The organism is Stenotrophomonas sp. STEN029, from assembly GCF_056760015.1.
Genome location: NZ_JBRREC010000014.1, coordinates 17,694 through 33,487, shown reverse-complemented (window position 1 = coordinate 33,487; position 15,794 = coordinate 17,694). Strand labels below are relative to the sequence as shown.

Sequence of the window (15,794 nt, the reverse complement as noted above, 5' to 3'; positions counted from 1 at the left end):
ATTCAAGGCTCGGGCGCAGCAGATTCTGCGCCCGAGCACGGTGTCAGCTAATCAGTGATCTTTGTCCTTTCCTACGACAGCGGTGCTTGGCTTGGCTATGCGGCCAGCAAAGGTGGGAAGCACCAGCAACGTGAGAATGGTCGCGGTAAGCAAGCCACCAATAACGACGGTAGCGAGCGGCTTTTGGACCTCTGCACCCGAACCGCTGGCGATGGCCATGGGAATGAAGCCGACAATGGCCACCAGCGCAGTGGTGAGGACGGCGCGGATACGACTCGCTGCCCCGTTGAGAGACGCCACCAGTGGTGCATCACCTGCATCAAGCCGTTCCCGGATGGCCTGCATCAGCACCAGGCCGTTCAGCGTGGCAACGCCGGACACCGCAATGAACCCCACGGCGGCAGACACCGAGAACGGCATCCCCCTCAGCAACAAAGCCAGGATGCCGCCCACCAACGCCAGCGGTACGCAGCTGAACACTAGAATGGCTTCCTTGGCGCTACGGAGCGCCATGAACAGCAGTGCACCAATCAACAGGAAGACAACCGGAACCACCGCCGCCAGTCGCTTCTCTGCCCGCTGCAGGTTCTCGAACTGCCCGCCCCAAGTGAGATAGGAACCTGCAGGCAGCTTCACGTCCGCTACCGCCGTCTGCGCTTCGCCAACAAACCCGCCTAGGTCACGCCCACGGACGTTTGCTTGCACCACGACGCGACGGCTGCCGTTGTTGCGACTGATCTGATTGGGGCCTTCGCTTATGGTGATCCGGGCGACTGACGAAAGCGGTATTACCGCACCGGAGGGTGTGGCAATGGGCAACGAGCTGAGCTGATCCGGATTATTGCGGGCGGCGTCATCCAAGCGCACCACCACGTCAAAGCGGCGGTCACCCTCGAAGATCTTTCCGGCAGCAGTGCCGCCGATGCCAGTCGACAGAGCGTCGCTCACATCGGCCGCCGTCAACCCGTACTGCGCAGCTGCAAGATGGTCGATCTTGACGTTCAGGGTTGGCAGGCCGGAGATCTGCTCGACCCGTACATCCGCCGAGCCTTGGACGCTACGCAGCTTGAGCGCCACCTGGTCTGCAACCTTCTGCAGCTCACCGAAGTCATCACCGTAAATCATCACGGCAAGGTCGGTGCGCACACCAGAGATGAGCTCGTTGAAGCGCAGTTCAATGGGTTGGCTGAATTCGAAGCTGTTGCCGAGCTGCTTCGAGGCCACGGACTCGAACCGACCGACGAGCTCATCCTTCGAAAGTTTCGGATCCGGCCATGCGCTTCTGGGCTTTAGCACGATCACGCTGTCGGATATGTTGGTGGGCATCGGGTCGATGGCCGCCTCCGCGGTACCTGTCCGGGAGAACACCGTCTCCACTTCCGGCTCCTTGGCAATGGCTTTCTCCAGTGCCAACTGCATGGCCAGTGACTGCTCCAACGAGGTCGAAGGAACTCGCAGCGCCTGCATGGCCAGGTTGCCCTCATCCAGCGTAGGCATGAATTCACGGCCCAACATCATGAAGGAGGTCACACCCACAGCCAGGGTGAGCACGGCGCCACCCAACACGACGCGCGGCATGGCGACAGCCCGCTCAATCACAGGCTCGATCCGAGTGCGCAGCACCTTGATGAGTTTGGTCTCGTGCTCGCCGTGATGGAGCTCCTCGCCCGGCTTCATCTTCGGCTCGCGCACCCAGAGGGCGGTCAGTGCCGGCACCAGGGTAAAGGAGAAAATGAACGCGCCCAGCAGCGCCAGCATGAAGGTAGCTGCCATTGGCTGGAAGGTTTTTCCTTCGACACCTTCCAACGTCATGATCGGCAGGAAGACCAGCAGAATAATCAACTGGCCGAAAGCCGCAGGGCGCGCCATCTTTTTGGCCGATTCCGTTGCCACCTTCATCCGCTCCGTGGTAGTCAGTGGCCTGCCCAGTTCGGCGCGGCGCTGACCCAGCATCAACAGCGTGGATTCAATGACGATGACCGCACCGTCCACAAGGATGCCGAAGTCCAACGCACCCAGGCTCATCAGGTTTCCGCTGATCCCGAACCGGTTCATGCCGATCACGGCAAACAGGAACGACAGCGGAATCACCAATGCCGTAATGGTTGCGGCACGCAGGTTGCCCAGCAGCAGGAACAACACCACCACGACCAGCAGTGCGCCCTCGGTCAGGTTCTTGGCAACCGTCTTGATGGTTGAGTTGACGAGCTGGCTTCGGTCCAGCACGGGCACGGCAAAAATGTTTGGCGGAAGCGACTTGTTCACCTCGATCAGCCGGTCCGCAGCAGATTGAGCGACGGTGCGGCTGTTGCCGCCAGCGATCATCAGCGCCGTACCCAGCACGGCCTCGTGTCCGTTGCGGCTGGCGGCACCGAGACGCGGAGCGCGACTGAGCTCGACATCGGCAACGTCGGCGACACGGATCACCACGCCGTCCTTGGTAGCCACCGGGGCCTGCGCCAGGTCGCCCGTGGTCAGCGCCAGACCGTCGGCACGAACCACGAGGCCCTCGCCAGCGCGTTGGACAAAGCCTGCGCCAGCTTGCACATTCGACCGCTCAAGCGCTTGGACGAGGTCGGACAATCCCAGTCCGTATGCAGCCAAACGTGCGCTATCCGGATGGACGCCGTACTCCTTCACATAGCCGCCCACCGTATCCACGCCGGCAAGGCCTGGACTGGAGCGCATTTGGGGGGCGATTATCCAATCCTGCACGGTGCGCAAGTAGGTGGCACGCTCTTCTGCAGTTGTGAGTCGGTTGCCTTCTGGCGTTAGGTAAACCTCGCCCTCCTGCCAGCCGGCTTGCCCCTTCGGTGCCAGGTTCTTCGGGTCGTAGTCGGTGAAGTCGACCGTCCACATCAGCACCTCGCCCAGACCGGTAGTCACCGGTGAAAGGACCGGGGATACACCTTCCGGCAAGTCTTCCGCTGCTTCGCGCATGCGCTCGGCAACCTGTTGTCGCGCGAAATAGATGTCGGTCTGGTCGGTGAAGATCGCCGTGACCTGCGAGAAACCGTTGCGCGACAGCGAGCGGGTGGTGTTCAGGCCCGGAATGCCGGCCAATGCCGTCTCAAGTGGATACGTCACCTGACGCTCGATCTGCTCCGGTGTCAGTGCGGGCGCGATCGAATTGATTTGCACCTGTCTGTTGGTGATGTCCGGGACCGCGTCAATGGGCAGCTTGCTCAGCTGAAAGAGGCCCCAACTGGCCACCATTGCGGCGAGGAATACCACCAACCAGCGGAAGCGGACCGCTGATTCAATGATGATAGTGAACATGTATGGATTCCTTAGTGGCCGTGCTCGGCTTCACCCTTAGCCAGTTCGGCCTTGAGTAGAAAGGCATTGGTGCCTACGATGCGCTCGTCGCCTTTGAGGCCGTTGACGATCTCGACGCTGCCGCCGGCACGACGTCCCACCATCACTGGCGTGGCTTTGAAGCCTTCCGGGGTTTCGATAAACACCACGCTGGCACCGTTCACTGTCTGCACGGCATCGGCCGGTACGCTGAGCGAATCGGCGTCTCCGTCGGCCACCACCAGCGCCGAAATCGGTGAGCCTGCAGGCGGCAACGCTGCGGTCAGCGGCTTCGCACGAATCACCGTGGTGCCACCCTGCTGACGGATGTCGGCGGCCACACCGGTGACCTCTGCCTGGAACGCGCCCGTCGGAGCGGTCACCTCCAGCTTCATACCGGCGGCGACCTGTGAGGCCAGTGCAGGTGGTGCAGTGAAGACCAGCTCGTTCATGTCGGGATTCGAAACGTCGGCGACCACACTGCCCGCTGATACAACCCCGCCCGGCGTAACCTGCACGTTGCCGACGACGCCCGACACCGGGCTGGTAATGCTCACGCGGCCGGAACTGTCGGGCGAGCCATTGGCCGCCGCCTGGGCGCGTGCCGCCGCAGCCGCCGCTTCAGCGGCGATCGAGCGCGCACGCGAGGTTTCCATCTCCTGGCGGGCAACGACGCCTTGTTCCACCAGCGCCTTATCGCGCCCATACACCAATCGGGCGACTTCGGCCTCGGCTCCCGCCGAGACTGCCGCTGCACGGAATGTAGCCGCGTCACCGCTAACCACGACAGCAAGCGTCTGGTTGGCCTTCACTTGGGAGCCCGGTGCCACCAGGACACGTTCAACGCGACCGGTGACGGTTGCCGCGACCGATGCACGCGCGCCAATGGAGGGCTCTACGCGTCCTGCAATGCGCGTGGAAGCACCACCGCCCCGCCCTACGGCCATCACGCCCACGCCAGACGCCTTGATCTGGTCTGCGGTGAGCTTGACCACGCCCTCTGGGGCCTCTTCTTCTGCATGTGCGCCAGCTTCCTCACCGGCATGGGCGTCGGCGGGCTTGGTATTGCCCTCACCTTCGCCTTTATCCTCCTGGTGGCCATGGCCGTCATCTTTTCCCGATGCTTCCTTTTCGGTCGCGGGGGCTTCGCTGGAACCCTTGCAGGCGGTCAATCCACCAGTGAGAACCAGGGCCGACAGCAGCAGCGCGCCGACGAGAATGGGGTTACGGGGCTTGTTCATTTCTGCTCCAGAAAGGGGACGCGTCCTTCGAGACGGGCAAGTTCAATTTCGGCGGCGACGCGTGCCAGTCTTGCGTCTACGGCAGAGGCGCGCGCAGCGATCAGGGTCGAGCGGGTGCTGCGTAGCTCCAACTGGGAGATGCGGCCTGTTTCAAACCCGATGCGGGCGAGTCGGTAGGCCTCCTCGCCGGCCGTGACGCTATCGTCCGCAGCCCGCGTTCTGCTGTTGGAAGCCTTCAGTGATGCGATCGCGGAAAGGCGATTGGCTTCACTCTCGCGCTTCTGTTGCTCGAGCCGAGCATCGGCAGCACGCTGCTCGGCATATGCTGCGCGAATCCCGCCGCTGTTCCGGTCGAAGAGCGGGATCGAGAGACTCACTCCGATGTTGTAGGCACGCTCGTTTGCGAGGCGGAAGTTTGTCTGTGCCACGGTTGCGCTCAGGTCGGGAAGCGCGCGCTTGCGTTCCACGTCCACGAGCCTGCCCGCCGTCGCCGCTTCGGCCTCGGCGATCCGGACCGCCAATGCTGCACGGGTATCGCCCATGGGCAGCGGGGGTGCACGATCCAGCAGGCTTTCACCGATGGCGTTTACGGATGCATCCAGCTGCGCTGCTCCTGCCAGTCGCGCAAAGGCTGCATCCCTGGATGCCAGGGCTTCGTCGAGCGCGGCCTTTGCATTGGACACTTCACTCTGCGCTTGCAAGGCACGGAGCTGGGGCTCCCGCCCCTGTTGGACCATGGCACTGGTGGCGTCCGCGTCGTCCTGAATGAGCTGGAGTGCTTCATTAGCGAGCTCATAGCGTCTCAGTGCGCTCTCGGCCTGTGCATAGGTCGTTGCTAGGAGCGCGGCCACTTCGCTCCGGCTCAATTCGCTACGCAGCCCTGCGGCCTGGGCTTCGCTCTGCGCTGCACGCACACGCGCACCTCGCTGACCGAACAGCTCCAGCGGTTGGGACAAGGTGATGATCGAATCGGCGTTGCTGGTGCCGCGATATGCGCCGGTGCCCTGCGTGTTCTCGAGGTCGTAGGAGAGCGTCGGATTCTTGAGCGCACGAGCCTGTTGAACACGGGCATCGGCGGCTTCAGACAATGCAACGCCTTGAATGGTGCCCGACAGCTGATCAAGACGAACCAGCAGGTCGTCATAGGAGGGCGAAGCTTGCGCTGACGCAGGCCCCGCAGGCGCGAGCGCCAGCAGGACAGCCACGAACAGCCCGGCCGCCTGAAGCGGCCGACGTGTGGAGGTCGACATTTAGAGTTTTCCAGAGGTGAAAAGAAACGAGATCCCGCACTACGCGGGTCAAGCTCAGATCAGCCCTGGGGCGGACGCGTCAATCCATCAAGTACAACGGCATAGGCGTTGATGTCAGTAAACGCGTCCCATGCCGCCGACACCACCTGCGGCGGAGGGCTCACAGCTTCCAAAGGAAGACTGGCATTGGAATGATGGCAGTGGCCATGACTGCAACCGGCTGCTGGGACCTCGTGGCCTGCCTTCCCATCCGGATCACTCGCAACATCCTGTGCAGCACTCACCGTTGCGTGCGACTCAAGCGCGCAAGCCAGTGTGTCGGAAATGGGCACGACCACAAACGCCGCCATCAGCAGCATCATCAGGTAGAGCCCAATTTTCCGGGAAGTTTTACGCATTCGGGAAGGCTATCAATGGCTTGGGCATGGATACAATAACAATAGAGGCCGTTGCGACACGGGTTCAGATCTAAGCGCCCGTTGGACAGCTACAGAACCCACCAGCCCCCAGCTAGCGTAATGATTGGAACATGCACTTCACATGAGCCCGATAACACCCCATGCCAACACCGCATTGACGAGCATCATGAACACAGCGGCCGAGCCCATGTCCTTGGCCCGTCCGGCCAATTCGTGGCGTTCAGGCCCGTACCTCTCTATAACAGCCTCAACAGCGGAGTTGAGCAGTTCCGCCGCCAAGACCAGCAGCAACGAGCCCAGCAGCAGCACGAACTCGACCGGAGTTTCGGCTACCCAGAAGGCTGTGGGGGTAAGCAACAACAGAACAACCGCCTCGAGGCGGAATGAGGACTCGTGCAGCCAAGCCGCGCGAATCCCCAGCATGGACCATCGAAATGCCTTCAGCACGCCGAGCGGGCCGCGAGGTCGGTGTCCATAGGTGTCAGCCATGTCTATTCCTTGTTCTTCCGTCATGTGTGAAGGTTGCAGCCAGTGGGGATCTCTTCCCACTCATCTCTCGGCGCGGTCAAGCGACTTCTCGCATCGGCCAAACAGATTCAATGCTTCGTCCCTGGATCTGGTCTGCACTTGCATGAGCCCGAGCACCGAATGAAACAGGTTGTCATGACTTAGGGGTTTAGTTGCCTGCTCCCGAAGACATGCAGCATCGATTCCACGGCTCTTCTGGAGGCCATCCGACAGCCACACAACCATTGGCACCTTGACCTGTGTGGATGGGGCGATCGCATAGGGAAGTCCGTGGAGGTAGAGGTTTGCTTCCCCTAGCGACTCGCCGTGATCCGACAGGTAGATCATGGCGGTGTCGTGCGACGAATCCGCCGCTAGCATGTCAACGGTTTTTGCAAGAAAGTCGTCAGTTGCGACAATTGCGTTGTCGTAGGCGTTGACGATCTCCTCTCTAACGCACTTTCCAAGATCAGCGCTGCGACAGTCCGGCACGAACGTCCTAAATTCCTCACCGTAACGTTTGAAGTAGGCCGGACCGTGGTTTCCAAGCTGATGCAGAACCACCACGACGTCCCCAGGATTGTCGTCAATGGCATCGTGTAGTCCGCTGAGCATCACTTCGTCTCGGCAGGCCTGGTCCGTACACAGCGGATGCGTGGGGGGGACCCTGTAGGATTCAAACGCAAGGTCTGCGCAGACGCCTTTGCATCCAGACTGGTTATCGCGCCATAGCGTCTTGACGCCCGCACGCTCCAGCACATGCAGTAGCGACTCAGAGCGCCTGATCCTATCCCGGTCATAATTTCGCCTTCCATACACGGAGAACATGCAGGGCACGGAGACCTCTGTGTTAGATCCACAGGCGGTCACGTCTTCGTAGTTGACCACATTGCGCCTAGCCAGCTGCGGCGTTGTCTGCCGTGCGTAGCCGTTCAGCCCCCAGTTCTGCGCGCGGACAGTCTCACCTACCACGATCACTAAAAGATGGGGCTTCGAACCTACCGGATGCATCTCGATCTGTGCATCCTCGGCCACCTTGGCCAGGGGGCCGGGCTGAGCGCGGCGATCCTGTTGGAGCACGCGGATGCTGGACACGATGTAGTTCTCGGGTGTGATCAGGTAACGCGCGGATTTGTTGTTGCGCATGAGCGAGGACAGATCATCGAACTGTGAGAGGACCGCACCGCCGCTGATGCCAACGGTTACGATCAGCAGCAGCAGACGCGCGGCCAATAATCGCTTCAGACTGCGGGCAGGACGAATGCGAACCCATAGCAACGCAAGCAACGGAGGCGCACTCTTCAGGAGCATCGCGCCCGCAAAGCCTAGCGTCATCAGCTCACTGGCTTCCGCCGTGTCTGTCCTGAACACGTTGCGCAGCATGCTGGCGTCAAAAACGATGCCGTAGTTGTCTGCGTAGTAGGCCGTCGCGGCGGACGCAGGCACCAATACGAAAAGGATAGGCTTCAGTGACCAGCGCCAGCCGATAACGGCGAACAGCACCACATGAATGCCGGTGATGAAGATCAGTGCCGCGCCCAGAACCAGTGCCTGCGCAACTCCCTCTTGGTTTGCCGCACCGATGACGAATCGAGCGAATGCGTTGTTGAACACCGCCGTGAAGTAGAGCGACGAAATGAGAATCAGCGCTATCTGACCGACTTCCGGACGATTGCGCCAACGCGGTAAGCCGGTCATGCCAAGACTCGCCGTGGTGGGACTGAATAAATCAGAAAAACAGATAGTGCGGCCCGGAGCGCGTAATGCGTCCAAAGCAGGAAGATGGCCATGGATATACCCAGGAGGAAAGCGTGCGATGGGGGCGACAAGCACACGCGGTTCCGCATCCACAATTCCCCATCACAACGACGTGAATCGCTGCGCTGTGTCATTCGCACAGCTTGGGGAACTACCGAGGGTGCAGCGGTGATGCCGCCGTTCAGTCGCTCAGCAGGCGAGCGACACGGGTTCTGTCAGCCCCTGGGAGGCCGGATCAAGCCGTCGCGCCTGTCCGATGGGAGGTTGCCTGCGGAGACCAAGGCAAGGGATTCAGATGCAGCCGCAACATCTTCCATAGTCAACGCAACGGGCACTTGGCACACGCCACCGTGATGACAGTGTCCGTGCGTGGAAACGCTATCTTTTCTTGGGTCAGATAGCTTCGACGATTCCTGCAATGCATGCACCTCCCCTTGATCACCACACACCATGGTTTCGATCGATGGCACGGCAAGAAACACCGCCATAAGTAGTGCGAGCAGAAGACGGATGGCTGGGGAGGTGCCTCGATGCATTGAGCGAAATGACCAGATGCTGGCGGAAAATGAACGCTGCTCCATAGGGCGTCCGTGGCTGCATTGTCTACGATAAGAATGGAAAAAACACCTGAATTCAAGGCGAATTTAGATGATACAACCGCCCTCATCGCCGCATTCCGACATTCCTCAGACGTTTGCTTTTCCGCGATGCCTTTGGCTGCGGGGTGATGCAGGATCAACTACAACGTTTTTCCGACAATCTAGAATCGGCACGCGGAATTGGTCACGCAGCTCGATACCGCTGCGCGCAGCGCGGTGGGTGATAGTGCCATCAGCGACTTCCCGTTGATGTAGAACGTTGCTGTACCCCAGATGGCAGCCACCTTGGCGTCTGCATAGTCCTGGGCGATGAGCATCTCGACAGGCTTGTCCTGTAGGAACTTCAGTGCCATTCCAACGTCCAGCTCGGCACAGCACGCAACCAACGAGATCAGATCAGACGATCTGACGATGTCAGAGGAAGTGCGTTTGACACCAATTTTGCGCGTGGATACCCTTACATTTAATCATTACATGAATAGTTGAAATGAATGAGGCGGAAGCGCTGCGAGGATTTGGCGCAATTGCACATCAAGACCGTCTGCGCATCATACGAATGCTCGTGGTGGCCGGGCCGGCTGGAATGTCCGCCGGATCTATTTCGCACGAGTTGGGAAATGCAAGCCCGTCTAGGGTGTCCTTTCATCTCAAAGAACTGGAGCATGGCGGCCTTGTTGCGGGCCGCCGTGCGGGCAGGTCAATCATCTACAGTGCTAGCTTCGCAGCCCTGTCCGACCTAGTTGCGTTCCTGATGCGTGACTGCTGCAACGGCCACTGCATCCACTGCGATAGAGCGATCAAACTCTTTGCCCAGTGCACTGGCCGGCCTGCTCGATCAGTCGTTGATCCGTGAGAAAACGCAGTGAATACGCGGCCCGCAAGAGTAAAGCGTGCAAGAACCCACGCTTCTGCCCAAGCTGGGAAACGGATAAAGCGATGACGGCGAGATGCTCAGGTGTGGCCGAATGACTGAACGATCTGGGGTTTATAAGTGAAGCTGCATCACCTGCGCGAGCAAATGGAAAGGCACCAGACGGCGATCTACTTCGCCGCCATGGCCATGGGTTTTCTTCTGGCTCTCAAGGTCCCTGGGACGGGACGGCTGGAGGTGCTCATCACGCCGGCCTTGGGGGCGATGCTCTTCGTGACGTTCCTGCAGGTGCCGCTGTCATCTATAGCAGCGTCCTTGAGGAATTTGCGATTCGTCGCTGCCTTGCTAGTCACCAATTTCATAGCAATCCCGTTGCTAGTTGCATTGATGGTACCGATGTTCCCGGAGCAGCCGCTGATCGCCATCGCCATGCTCTTTGTACTTCTATGTCCGTGCATCGACTATGTGGTTACTTTCTCGCATCTTGGCAAGTCGGACGCTCCACTGTTGCTGGCAACAACTCCAATCCTCTTGATTGTCCAGATGATTCTGCTGCCACTCTACCTTAAGATCTTTCTTGGTCAGGCTGCCGCAGATCTGGTTCGGCCAGGTCCATTCCTGCATGCCTTTGGCTTTCTTATCGTCATCCCAATATTGCTGGCTGCTACTCTGCAGGGATTGGGCCGAAGATCCGTCTGTATGGAAGAGGTCGAGCGAATTGCTGGCGCCCTTCCGGTACCAGCCACAGCTGCAGTCCTGTTGATCGTCATAGCCGCGGTAACTCCTCAGCTGGAGGCTGCACTGCAAGCCGTGGCTGCGGCGCTTCCGGTCTATCTCATTTACGCAGCTATCGCCCCCCTAGTCGGCCTGGCCGTAGCAAGAAGTTTCAACATACCAGCCGCTGCCCAGAGGGCCATCGCGTTCTCGGCAGCTACCCGCAACTCGCTGGTGGTGTTGCCTCTGGCTCTAGTTGTGCCCGGAGCTTTGCCAATCATTCCCGCCGTGATTGTTACTCAGACCTTGGTAGAGCTTGTCGCCACGTTGGTTTACATCCCTTTGATCCCGCGACTGGCGAAAGCGCCATGATGTAGGTCAACGCTTCAACAACCCAATCTTGCAGTTGCACCTAGGTAGAACAAGACTCCGCCAAGCGTACCTTCTGCGAAGTCCGCGCTCATCCTCTATCCGCGCGAGGGTCTCGGTTTGAGCGGAGATAAAGCGGATTGGCAGTAGATCATGGATGTTTATTGAGGGCTGCCGGATGTCCGCTTCTGGCCGGCAGCGGAAGTCACCCGTGACTCCGGGCGACAGTTCCATGTAGCAGGAAATCTACAACTAAGGTGAGCGTCGACAAACGGCACTGCTGTCCAGGTAAGTCCGACCGCATCCAACCAATCAAGGGGTACAAATGGGGGTATTTTGAATGTGATATCTATTTTTATTGTATTTAAAACATATGGTTGTATCGACTATTTGGGTCAGATAAGCGCACCATCGCCTGATCCCATGGCGTCCAGGCACGTCCGGAATTCATAAAAAGCCCGCAGAGATGCGGGCTTTTTTGTGCGTATGGGCCGAGGCGTTTCGTCAGCGCCGTTGAGCAGGGAAGCTGCACCGAACTGCGGATTTGCAGCGCAGGCGTCCTTGACTACCTCCTGTGCTTTTCAAACCGGACATCACCCTCCGGCAAGTTCGCCACGGGCTGCCAACCCAGGGCTCTATAGAAGCCGCTGGCCCGACTGGCTTCAGCTGTCTCCAGCCAGATCGTCTGGTGGTGCTGGAACAGGAGTTCCTCCGCCTTGTCCATCAGGCTACGGCCCAAGCCCAGCCCCTCGAACTCCGGCAGGACGAAGGCGGCAAACACGCATGCGTCCCCGACATCCACCATCGAGAAGCCAACCGGTACGCCATCTACCTCGGCGACCCAGGCGCATGGAGCCCCCAGAATCGCCTGTTGAATCGCCTCATGGGTTATTCCCATCTCGGCAAGTTGGCCAAGGGACAGATGATTCTCTTGAACGCTGGTACGGATGTGGAAAATGGCGTCGATGTCGGCCGGGGTGGCCAGCCTTATTGATCTTCCCTTCACGGAATGCTCCTTCAACTTCGGTGGACATGATGCAACGGTCTTCGCATGTCTGGCCAATGACTTGTCCAAGCTGCGTCGCGGACGCTGATCGGTCCAGCGCACACCGAATTGTGGCTGGTCGGCAGGCGGTCGCGTCATACCTTTGCCTGGCTTGGGGCGGCACGTGGCAAACTTGGCACTGGTGGTCACAAGCGCACTGTTGCGCGCCTACTTCGGGAGGAGTGGCGTTGAAAGACTTGTCCGTCGAGGAACAGATCGCCAGGTTTCGGCCTGGGCTGGCGTTGGGAATCGTTGCTCGTTTCCACTACTGGTTGTTGGCCATCGCCGTACTGTGTGCGATTGCTGCGCTGTTGCTCTGGCATCCGCTACCGCTACTGTTTGCGGCCTTTTTCTGCATCGTCGCGCTGTCTGATCGCGGCGCGGGTCGCAACATTGCCGCTGCAGTCACTGCCTACGATGTAGGCAGGCCGACGCCATGCGAAGTTGTCATTGAACTGCGCGAGTGGAGCGACGTGGTGACCTGCCACGCCAAGATCGTGCAGGGTGAAGCGGTGGTCTGGACCTTCGCGTTCGTTCCACAGGGCTGGCATCCGCTTGCCGGCCGGTATGCCGGCAGCGTCTGGAGCAAGGGAAGCAACGGTGCGCCGGTGCTTGCGACCATTGACGGTGGGGCGCTGATTCCACGGCGCGATCCGGTACGTCTGTGAGCGCCCTACGGATGACGAGCTGACGGCGACCTGCTGGAGCATACGCGTCGCCACCAGTAGATCACTGCCGAAGCGACGCTGTTTCAGTGTCCGCCCGCTGCGTCTTGCCGCACCGACTGCGGTACCCGTCGCAGCTTGCTGACGTCATAGCCCATGGCCTTGATGCGCTCCACCGCATGTTGGTAGTCCGCTTCCGAAACCTGCGGTGTGCGCGCCATGTACCAGACGTAGTCGCGCTTGCTGCGGGCGACGATGGTCTGGCTGTAGCCCTCGTCCACCCAGGCGATGATGTATTCGGCCTGGATCGGCCAGATGAACTGCATGTCCCAGACTGCGCCATTGCCTTCGGCCTCGACCTTGCCGATGGGGTGCATGGTTTTCAGTGGCGCCTGGAAACTGCCCTTGCGGTAGGTGAAGGTTGTCTGGATACGTCCATCAGGCCGCGGTGCATAGCTTTCAACCGCATCGAAGGCTTCTCGTTCCGGTCGCGACGGAATATGCGCGATCACATACCAGTCGCCCATGAAGCGCGGAACATCCACCGATGCCGGGCGCGGGATCGGGCGCGTGTCCAGGTTGCTGCAGCCAGCGCCGAACAAGGCGATGGACAGCATCGACAGCAGCGGCAAGGTTCGCATGCGCGTGTCCTTGTTCAGCGGGGACGGAACAGGTAGTGCGCCACCAGCCATTGCTGGCCGTCGTCGTAACCGAACAGTTCCGCGCAGGCCATCCAGAACATGCGCCAGCGCTGCCACCAGATACGCGCCGCGGCATCACTGCCGTAGGTCTGCGCCAGCAGCGGCATGAGCTGCTCGCGGGCGGCATCCTGGCGCTGCAGCCAATGGTTGGCGGTGCGTTGATAGTGGCGGCCATCCAGCAGCCAGCGCTGCTGCAGCCGCATGTCACGCTGGAAATGCAGCAGGGTATCGGCAGCCGGCATCAGCCCGCCGGTGAAGAAATGACGCCCCATCCAGTTGTCCTCGCCCATCGTGTCGAACGGATACATATGCGTGCGATGGGCAAAGATATGCACGAACAAGGCGCCGTCCGGCTTCAGCCAGCGCGAGATGCGGCCCAGCAGGCGTTCGTAGTTGCGGATGTGCTCGAACATCTCCACCGATACACAGCGGTCGAACGTGGCGGCAGGCAGCTGCAGTTGGTTGACATCGATGGTCAGCACTTCGACGTTGTCCAGGCCGCGTGCCTTGCACTTGGCGAGGATGTGCTTGCGCTGGCTGTGTGAGTTGGAGACTGCGGTGATGCGCGCGCCAGGATAGCGTTCGGCCATCCACAGGGTCAGCGAGCCCCAGCCGCAGCCCAGTTCGAGGATGTGCTGGCCATTGGCGAGCCCGGCGCGTTCCCCGTACAGCTCCAGCATGGCGTCTTCGGCCTGATCCAGGGTCTCGGTGCCGGTGTGGTAGTAGCAGCTGCTGTACTTCAAGCGGTGGCCAAGGCAGGCCTGGAAGAACGCAGCAGGCACTTCGTAGTGCTGGCGGTTGGCAGCATCCACATGCAGGGCGAGTGGACTGCTGGACAACTCGGCGATGCGCCGGCTGAACCGCTCCGATTGCGCTTGCAGGCCTTCCTCCGATTCCTCTTCCAGTCGCTGTGCGCACAGGCGGCGGATACCCCAGCGCAGTGCGGCATCCGGCAGCCAACCGCGCTCGGCCCAGCCGGTCAAACCGGGCTCGGCTTGGATGGCGGAATCCAGTTGCGTGGCTGCGTTCATGGTGATTGCTCCTTGGCAGTGCGAGGAAACCAGGGGAAGAACATCGGGGTGCTGCGCTGGTAAGCGCGGTAATCCTCACCGCGGCTGCGTAGCGCCTGCTTCTCGGTGAACGGCACGCCGCTCAGGTAGCGCAGGAACAGGTACATCAGCACCGGGCCGGCCCATGCCAGCCACCACAGTGGCGAGCCAACGGCCAGCAGCACGTAGGTGAACCAGTGCAGCCATTCGAAGAAATAGTTCGGATGCCGCGAGTAGCGCCACAGCCCCTGCCGACAGGTGCGGCCTTTGTTGGCTGGCGCTGCACGGAAGCGCGCAAGCTGACGATCGGCGATGGACTCGCCGAGCACGCTCAGCAGCCAAACCAAACCTGCTGCTATTACCCAGATGTAGCCATCGGTGTGCGGATTGCTGGCCACCGCGAGAAACGGCAGCGCGAACAGAACTATCAGCAATGCCTGCGCAATGAAGAAGCCGAAGATCTTGCCCTGATGGCTGTGCCAATGTTCGCGCAGATACGTGTAGCGACCATCTTCGGACTCATGTCGCACGCGCTGCCATAGATGCAGGGCAAGCCGGCTTCCCCATAATCCGCCGAGCACGGCCAAGCTGATGCGCGGCAACGCTGCGCCGTCGCCCAGCCACGCGAGCAGCAGCGCGGCGGCAGCCAGGCCCTTGGCCCAGAGCACATCGACGATGCCGATGTTGCGATGGCGGCGCTGCCAGGCCCAGCCCCAGAGCATGATCGCCACGGCGTACATCAGTACCCAGCCCAGATTGTTCATGTGCAAGCACCTGTTGGTTGCCCTTGGGTTGAACTGCGGGTCCACCTGCGCGCGTTCGTGACCAGCAGCGTCAGCGCCACGCTCCAGCCGATGCCAAGCAACAGCAATCCATGCCAGGCGGGCGCGGCAAAATGCACGGCATCAAAGCCGCGTGCAGCGGATAGATAGGCCAGCGGTGCCAACAGCAGGCCGAAGGTTGCCGGCAGCAAGCTGTTCCGCTGCAGGAAGGCCATCGAGCAGGTCAGTGTCATCGCGAACGCGGCCCACAGCGCCAAGATCCAGGGGGGCGGTGCCCAGCCGAACGGCGCAGCGGCGTAGGCGACACGACCGCTTCCTGCCGCAATCCCATCGACCAGCCAGGCGCACGCGAGTGCGAGCAACAGCAGACGCAGCTCGGTCCGCGGTTGCGCGGCGCTGTAAAGCTGGCTGGCGATGTAGAGGGCGGAGGCCAGCAGCGCCGGCCATTGCAAACCCCGTCCGGCACCGGCCACGGCGCACAGCCAGACCAGTTGGTTGCCCAGCAGGTTGAGCAGGGTCCGGCGCAT

General features: G+C 60.7%; 15 protein-coding genes. 3 read left to right on the top strand and 12 right to left on the bottom strand.

What is annotated here, in order from left to right:
- Positions 1-51 precede the first annotated feature (51 nt).
- The 7 genes from ACVOLI_RS05045 to ACVOLI_RS05015 form a co-directional block, all read right to left on the bottom strand.
- Positions 52-3,279 (bottom strand): efflux RND transporter permease subunit, encoded by a 3,228-nt coding sequence (locus tag ACVOLI_RS05045; protein ID WP_296248016.1) that lies wholly within the window; start codon positions 3,277-3,279, stop codon positions 52-54.
- A gap of 11 nt (positions 3,280-3,290) precedes the next feature.
- The gene (locus ACVOLI_RS05040) at positions 3,291-4,538 is read right to left on the bottom strand and encodes an efflux RND transporter periplasmic adaptor subunit (RefSeq protein WP_296248018.1); all 1,248 of its coding nucleotides are present in this window, start codon (positions 4,536-4,538) and stop codon (positions 3,291-3,293) included.
- Positions 4,535-5,788: a TolC family protein gene (locus ACVOLI_RS05035; RefSeq protein ID WP_296248020.1), complete on the bottom strand. Its 1,254-nt coding sequence runs from the start codon at positions 5,786-5,788 to the stop codon at positions 4,535-4,537. Before ACVOLI_RS05035 ends, ACVOLI_RS05040 begins: the two co-directional genes overlap by 4 nt.
- Positions 5,789-5,847: 59 nt before the next feature.
- Complete coding sequence (locus tag ACVOLI_RS05030; protein WP_296248022.1) at positions 5,848-6,186, bottom strand: hypothetical protein; 339 nt, start codon at positions 6,184-6,186, stop codon at positions 5,848-5,850.
- A 138-nt stretch (positions 6,187-6,324) separates the two neighbouring features.
- The gene (locus tag ACVOLI_RS05025) at positions 6,325-6,696 is read right to left on the bottom strand and encodes a diacylglycerol kinase (protein ID WP_296248024.1); all 372 of its coding nucleotides are present in this window, start codon (positions 6,694-6,696) and stop codon (positions 6,325-6,327) included.
- A gap of 60 nt (positions 6,697-6,756) precedes the next feature.
- Positions 6,757-8,412, bottom strand: a complete 1,656-nt coding sequence (locus ACVOLI_RS05020) for a phosphoethanolamine transferase (protein ID WP_296248027.1) — start codon at positions 8,410-8,412, stop codon at positions 6,757-6,759.
- Positions 8,413-9,232: 820 nt separating this feature from the next.
- Complete coding sequence (locus tag ACVOLI_RS05015; RefSeq protein WP_296248029.1) at positions 9,233-9,424, bottom strand: DsbA family protein; 192 nt, start codon at positions 9,422-9,424, stop codon at positions 9,233-9,235.
- A 134-nt stretch (positions 9,425-9,558) separates the two neighbouring features.
- Here ACVOLI_RS05015 and ACVOLI_RS05010 point away from each other — a divergent pair, with 134 nt between their 5' ends.
- Entirely contained in the window at positions 9,559-9,924 is a 366-nt protein-coding gene (locus ACVOLI_RS05010; protein WP_296248031.1) for an ArsR/SmtB family transcription factor, read from the top strand.
- Positions 9,925-10,062: 138 nt separating this feature from the next.
- Complete coding sequence (locus tag ACVOLI_RS05005) at positions 10,063-11,028, top strand: arsenic resistance protein (protein ID WP_296248033.1); 966 nt, start codon at positions 10,063-10,065, stop codon at positions 11,026-11,028.
- A gap of 562 nt (positions 11,029-11,590) precedes the next feature.
- Here ACVOLI_RS05005 and ACVOLI_RS05000 read toward each other — a convergent pair.
- On the bottom strand, positions 11,591-12,031 hold the full coding sequence (locus ACVOLI_RS05000) for an N-acetyltransferase family protein (protein ID WP_481533783.1): 441 nt from the start codon (positions 12,029-12,031) through the stop codon (positions 11,591-11,593).
- A 227-nt stretch (positions 12,032-12,258) separates the two neighbouring features.
- Between ACVOLI_RS05000 and ACVOLI_RS04995 the strand changes: the two genes are divergently transcribed.
- Positions 12,259-12,738: a hypothetical protein gene (locus tag ACVOLI_RS04995; RefSeq protein ID WP_481533782.1), complete on the top strand. Its 480-nt coding sequence runs from the start codon at positions 12,259-12,261 to the stop codon at positions 12,736-12,738.
- A gap of 83 nt (positions 12,739-12,821) precedes the next feature.
- Here ACVOLI_RS04995 and ACVOLI_RS04990 read toward each other — a convergent pair whose 3' ends face one another.
- From ACVOLI_RS04990 to ACVOLI_RS04975, 4 genes are read right to left on the bottom strand one after another with little or no spacing between them, the layout of a single operon-like run.
- Positions 12,822-13,352, bottom strand: coding sequence for a lipocalin family protein (locus ACVOLI_RS04990; protein ID WP_481533787.1), 531 nt, complete (start codon positions 13,350-13,352; stop codon positions 12,822-12,824).
- Between the two features lie 38 nt (positions 13,353-13,390).
- Positions 13,391-14,467, bottom strand: a complete 1,077-nt coding sequence (locus ACVOLI_RS04985) for an SAM-dependent methyltransferase (RefSeq protein WP_481533781.1) — start codon at positions 14,465-14,467, stop codon at positions 13,391-13,393.
- Entirely contained in the window at positions 14,464-15,249 is a 786-nt protein-coding gene (locus ACVOLI_RS04980) for a DUF1295 domain-containing protein (RefSeq protein WP_481533780.1), read from the bottom strand. Before ACVOLI_RS04980 ends, ACVOLI_RS04985 begins: the two co-directional genes overlap by 4 nt.
- On the bottom strand, positions 15,246-15,794 hold the full coding sequence (locus ACVOLI_RS04975; protein ID WP_481533779.1) for a DUF2878 domain-containing protein: 549 nt from the start codon (positions 15,792-15,794) through the stop codon (positions 15,246-15,248). The genes ACVOLI_RS04980 and ACVOLI_RS04975 overlap by 4 nt, the downstream gene beginning before the upstream one ends.

Coding starts and splice junctions, on each gene's coding strand:
- ACVOLI_RS05020 (WP_296248027.1), bottom strand. CDS start 8,412: ATGACCGGCTTACCGCGTTGGCGCAATCGTCCGGAAGTCGGTCAGATA.
- ACVOLI_RS04980 (WP_481533780.1), bottom strand. CDS start 15,249: ATGAACAATCTGGGCTGGGTACTGATGTACGCCGTGGCGATCATGCTC.
- ACVOLI_RS05035 (WP_296248020.1), bottom strand. CDS start 5,788: ATGTCGACCTCCACACGTCGGCCGCTTCAGGCGGCCGGGCTGTTCGTG.
- ACVOLI_RS05045 (WP_296248016.1), bottom strand. CDS start 3,279: ATGTTCACTATCATCATTGAATCAGCGGTCCGCTTCCGCTGGTTGGTG.
- ACVOLI_RS05030 (WP_296248022.1), bottom strand. CDS start 6,186: ATGCGTAAAACTTCCCGGAAAATTGGGCTCTACCTGATGATGCTGCTG.
- ACVOLI_RS05025 (WP_296248024.1), bottom strand. CDS start 6,696: ATGGCTGACACCTATGGACACCGACCTCGCGGCCCGCTCGGCGTGCTG.
- ACVOLI_RS05010 (WP_296248031.1), top strand. CDS start 9,559: ATGAATGAGGCGGAAGCGCTGCGAGGATTTGGCGCAATTGCACATCAA.
- ACVOLI_RS05040 (WP_296248018.1), bottom strand. CDS start 4,538: ATGAACAAGCCCCGTAACCCCATTCTCGTCGGCGCGCTGCTGCTGTCG.
- ACVOLI_RS05015 (WP_296248029.1), bottom strand. CDS start 9,424: ATGGCACTGAAGTTCCTACAGGACAAGCCTGTCGAGATGCTCATCGCC.
- ACVOLI_RS04975 (WP_481533779.1), bottom strand. CDS start 15,794: ATGCGCCGGACCCTGCTCAACCTGCTGGGCAACCAACTGGTCTGGCTG.
- ACVOLI_RS04990 (WP_481533787.1), bottom strand. CDS start 13,352: ATGCTGTCCATCGCCTTGTTCGGCGCTGGCTGCAGCAACCTGGACACG.
- ACVOLI_RS04985 (WP_481533781.1), bottom strand. CDS start 14,467: ATGAACGCAGCCACGCAACTGGATTCCGCCATCCAAGCCGAGCCCGGT.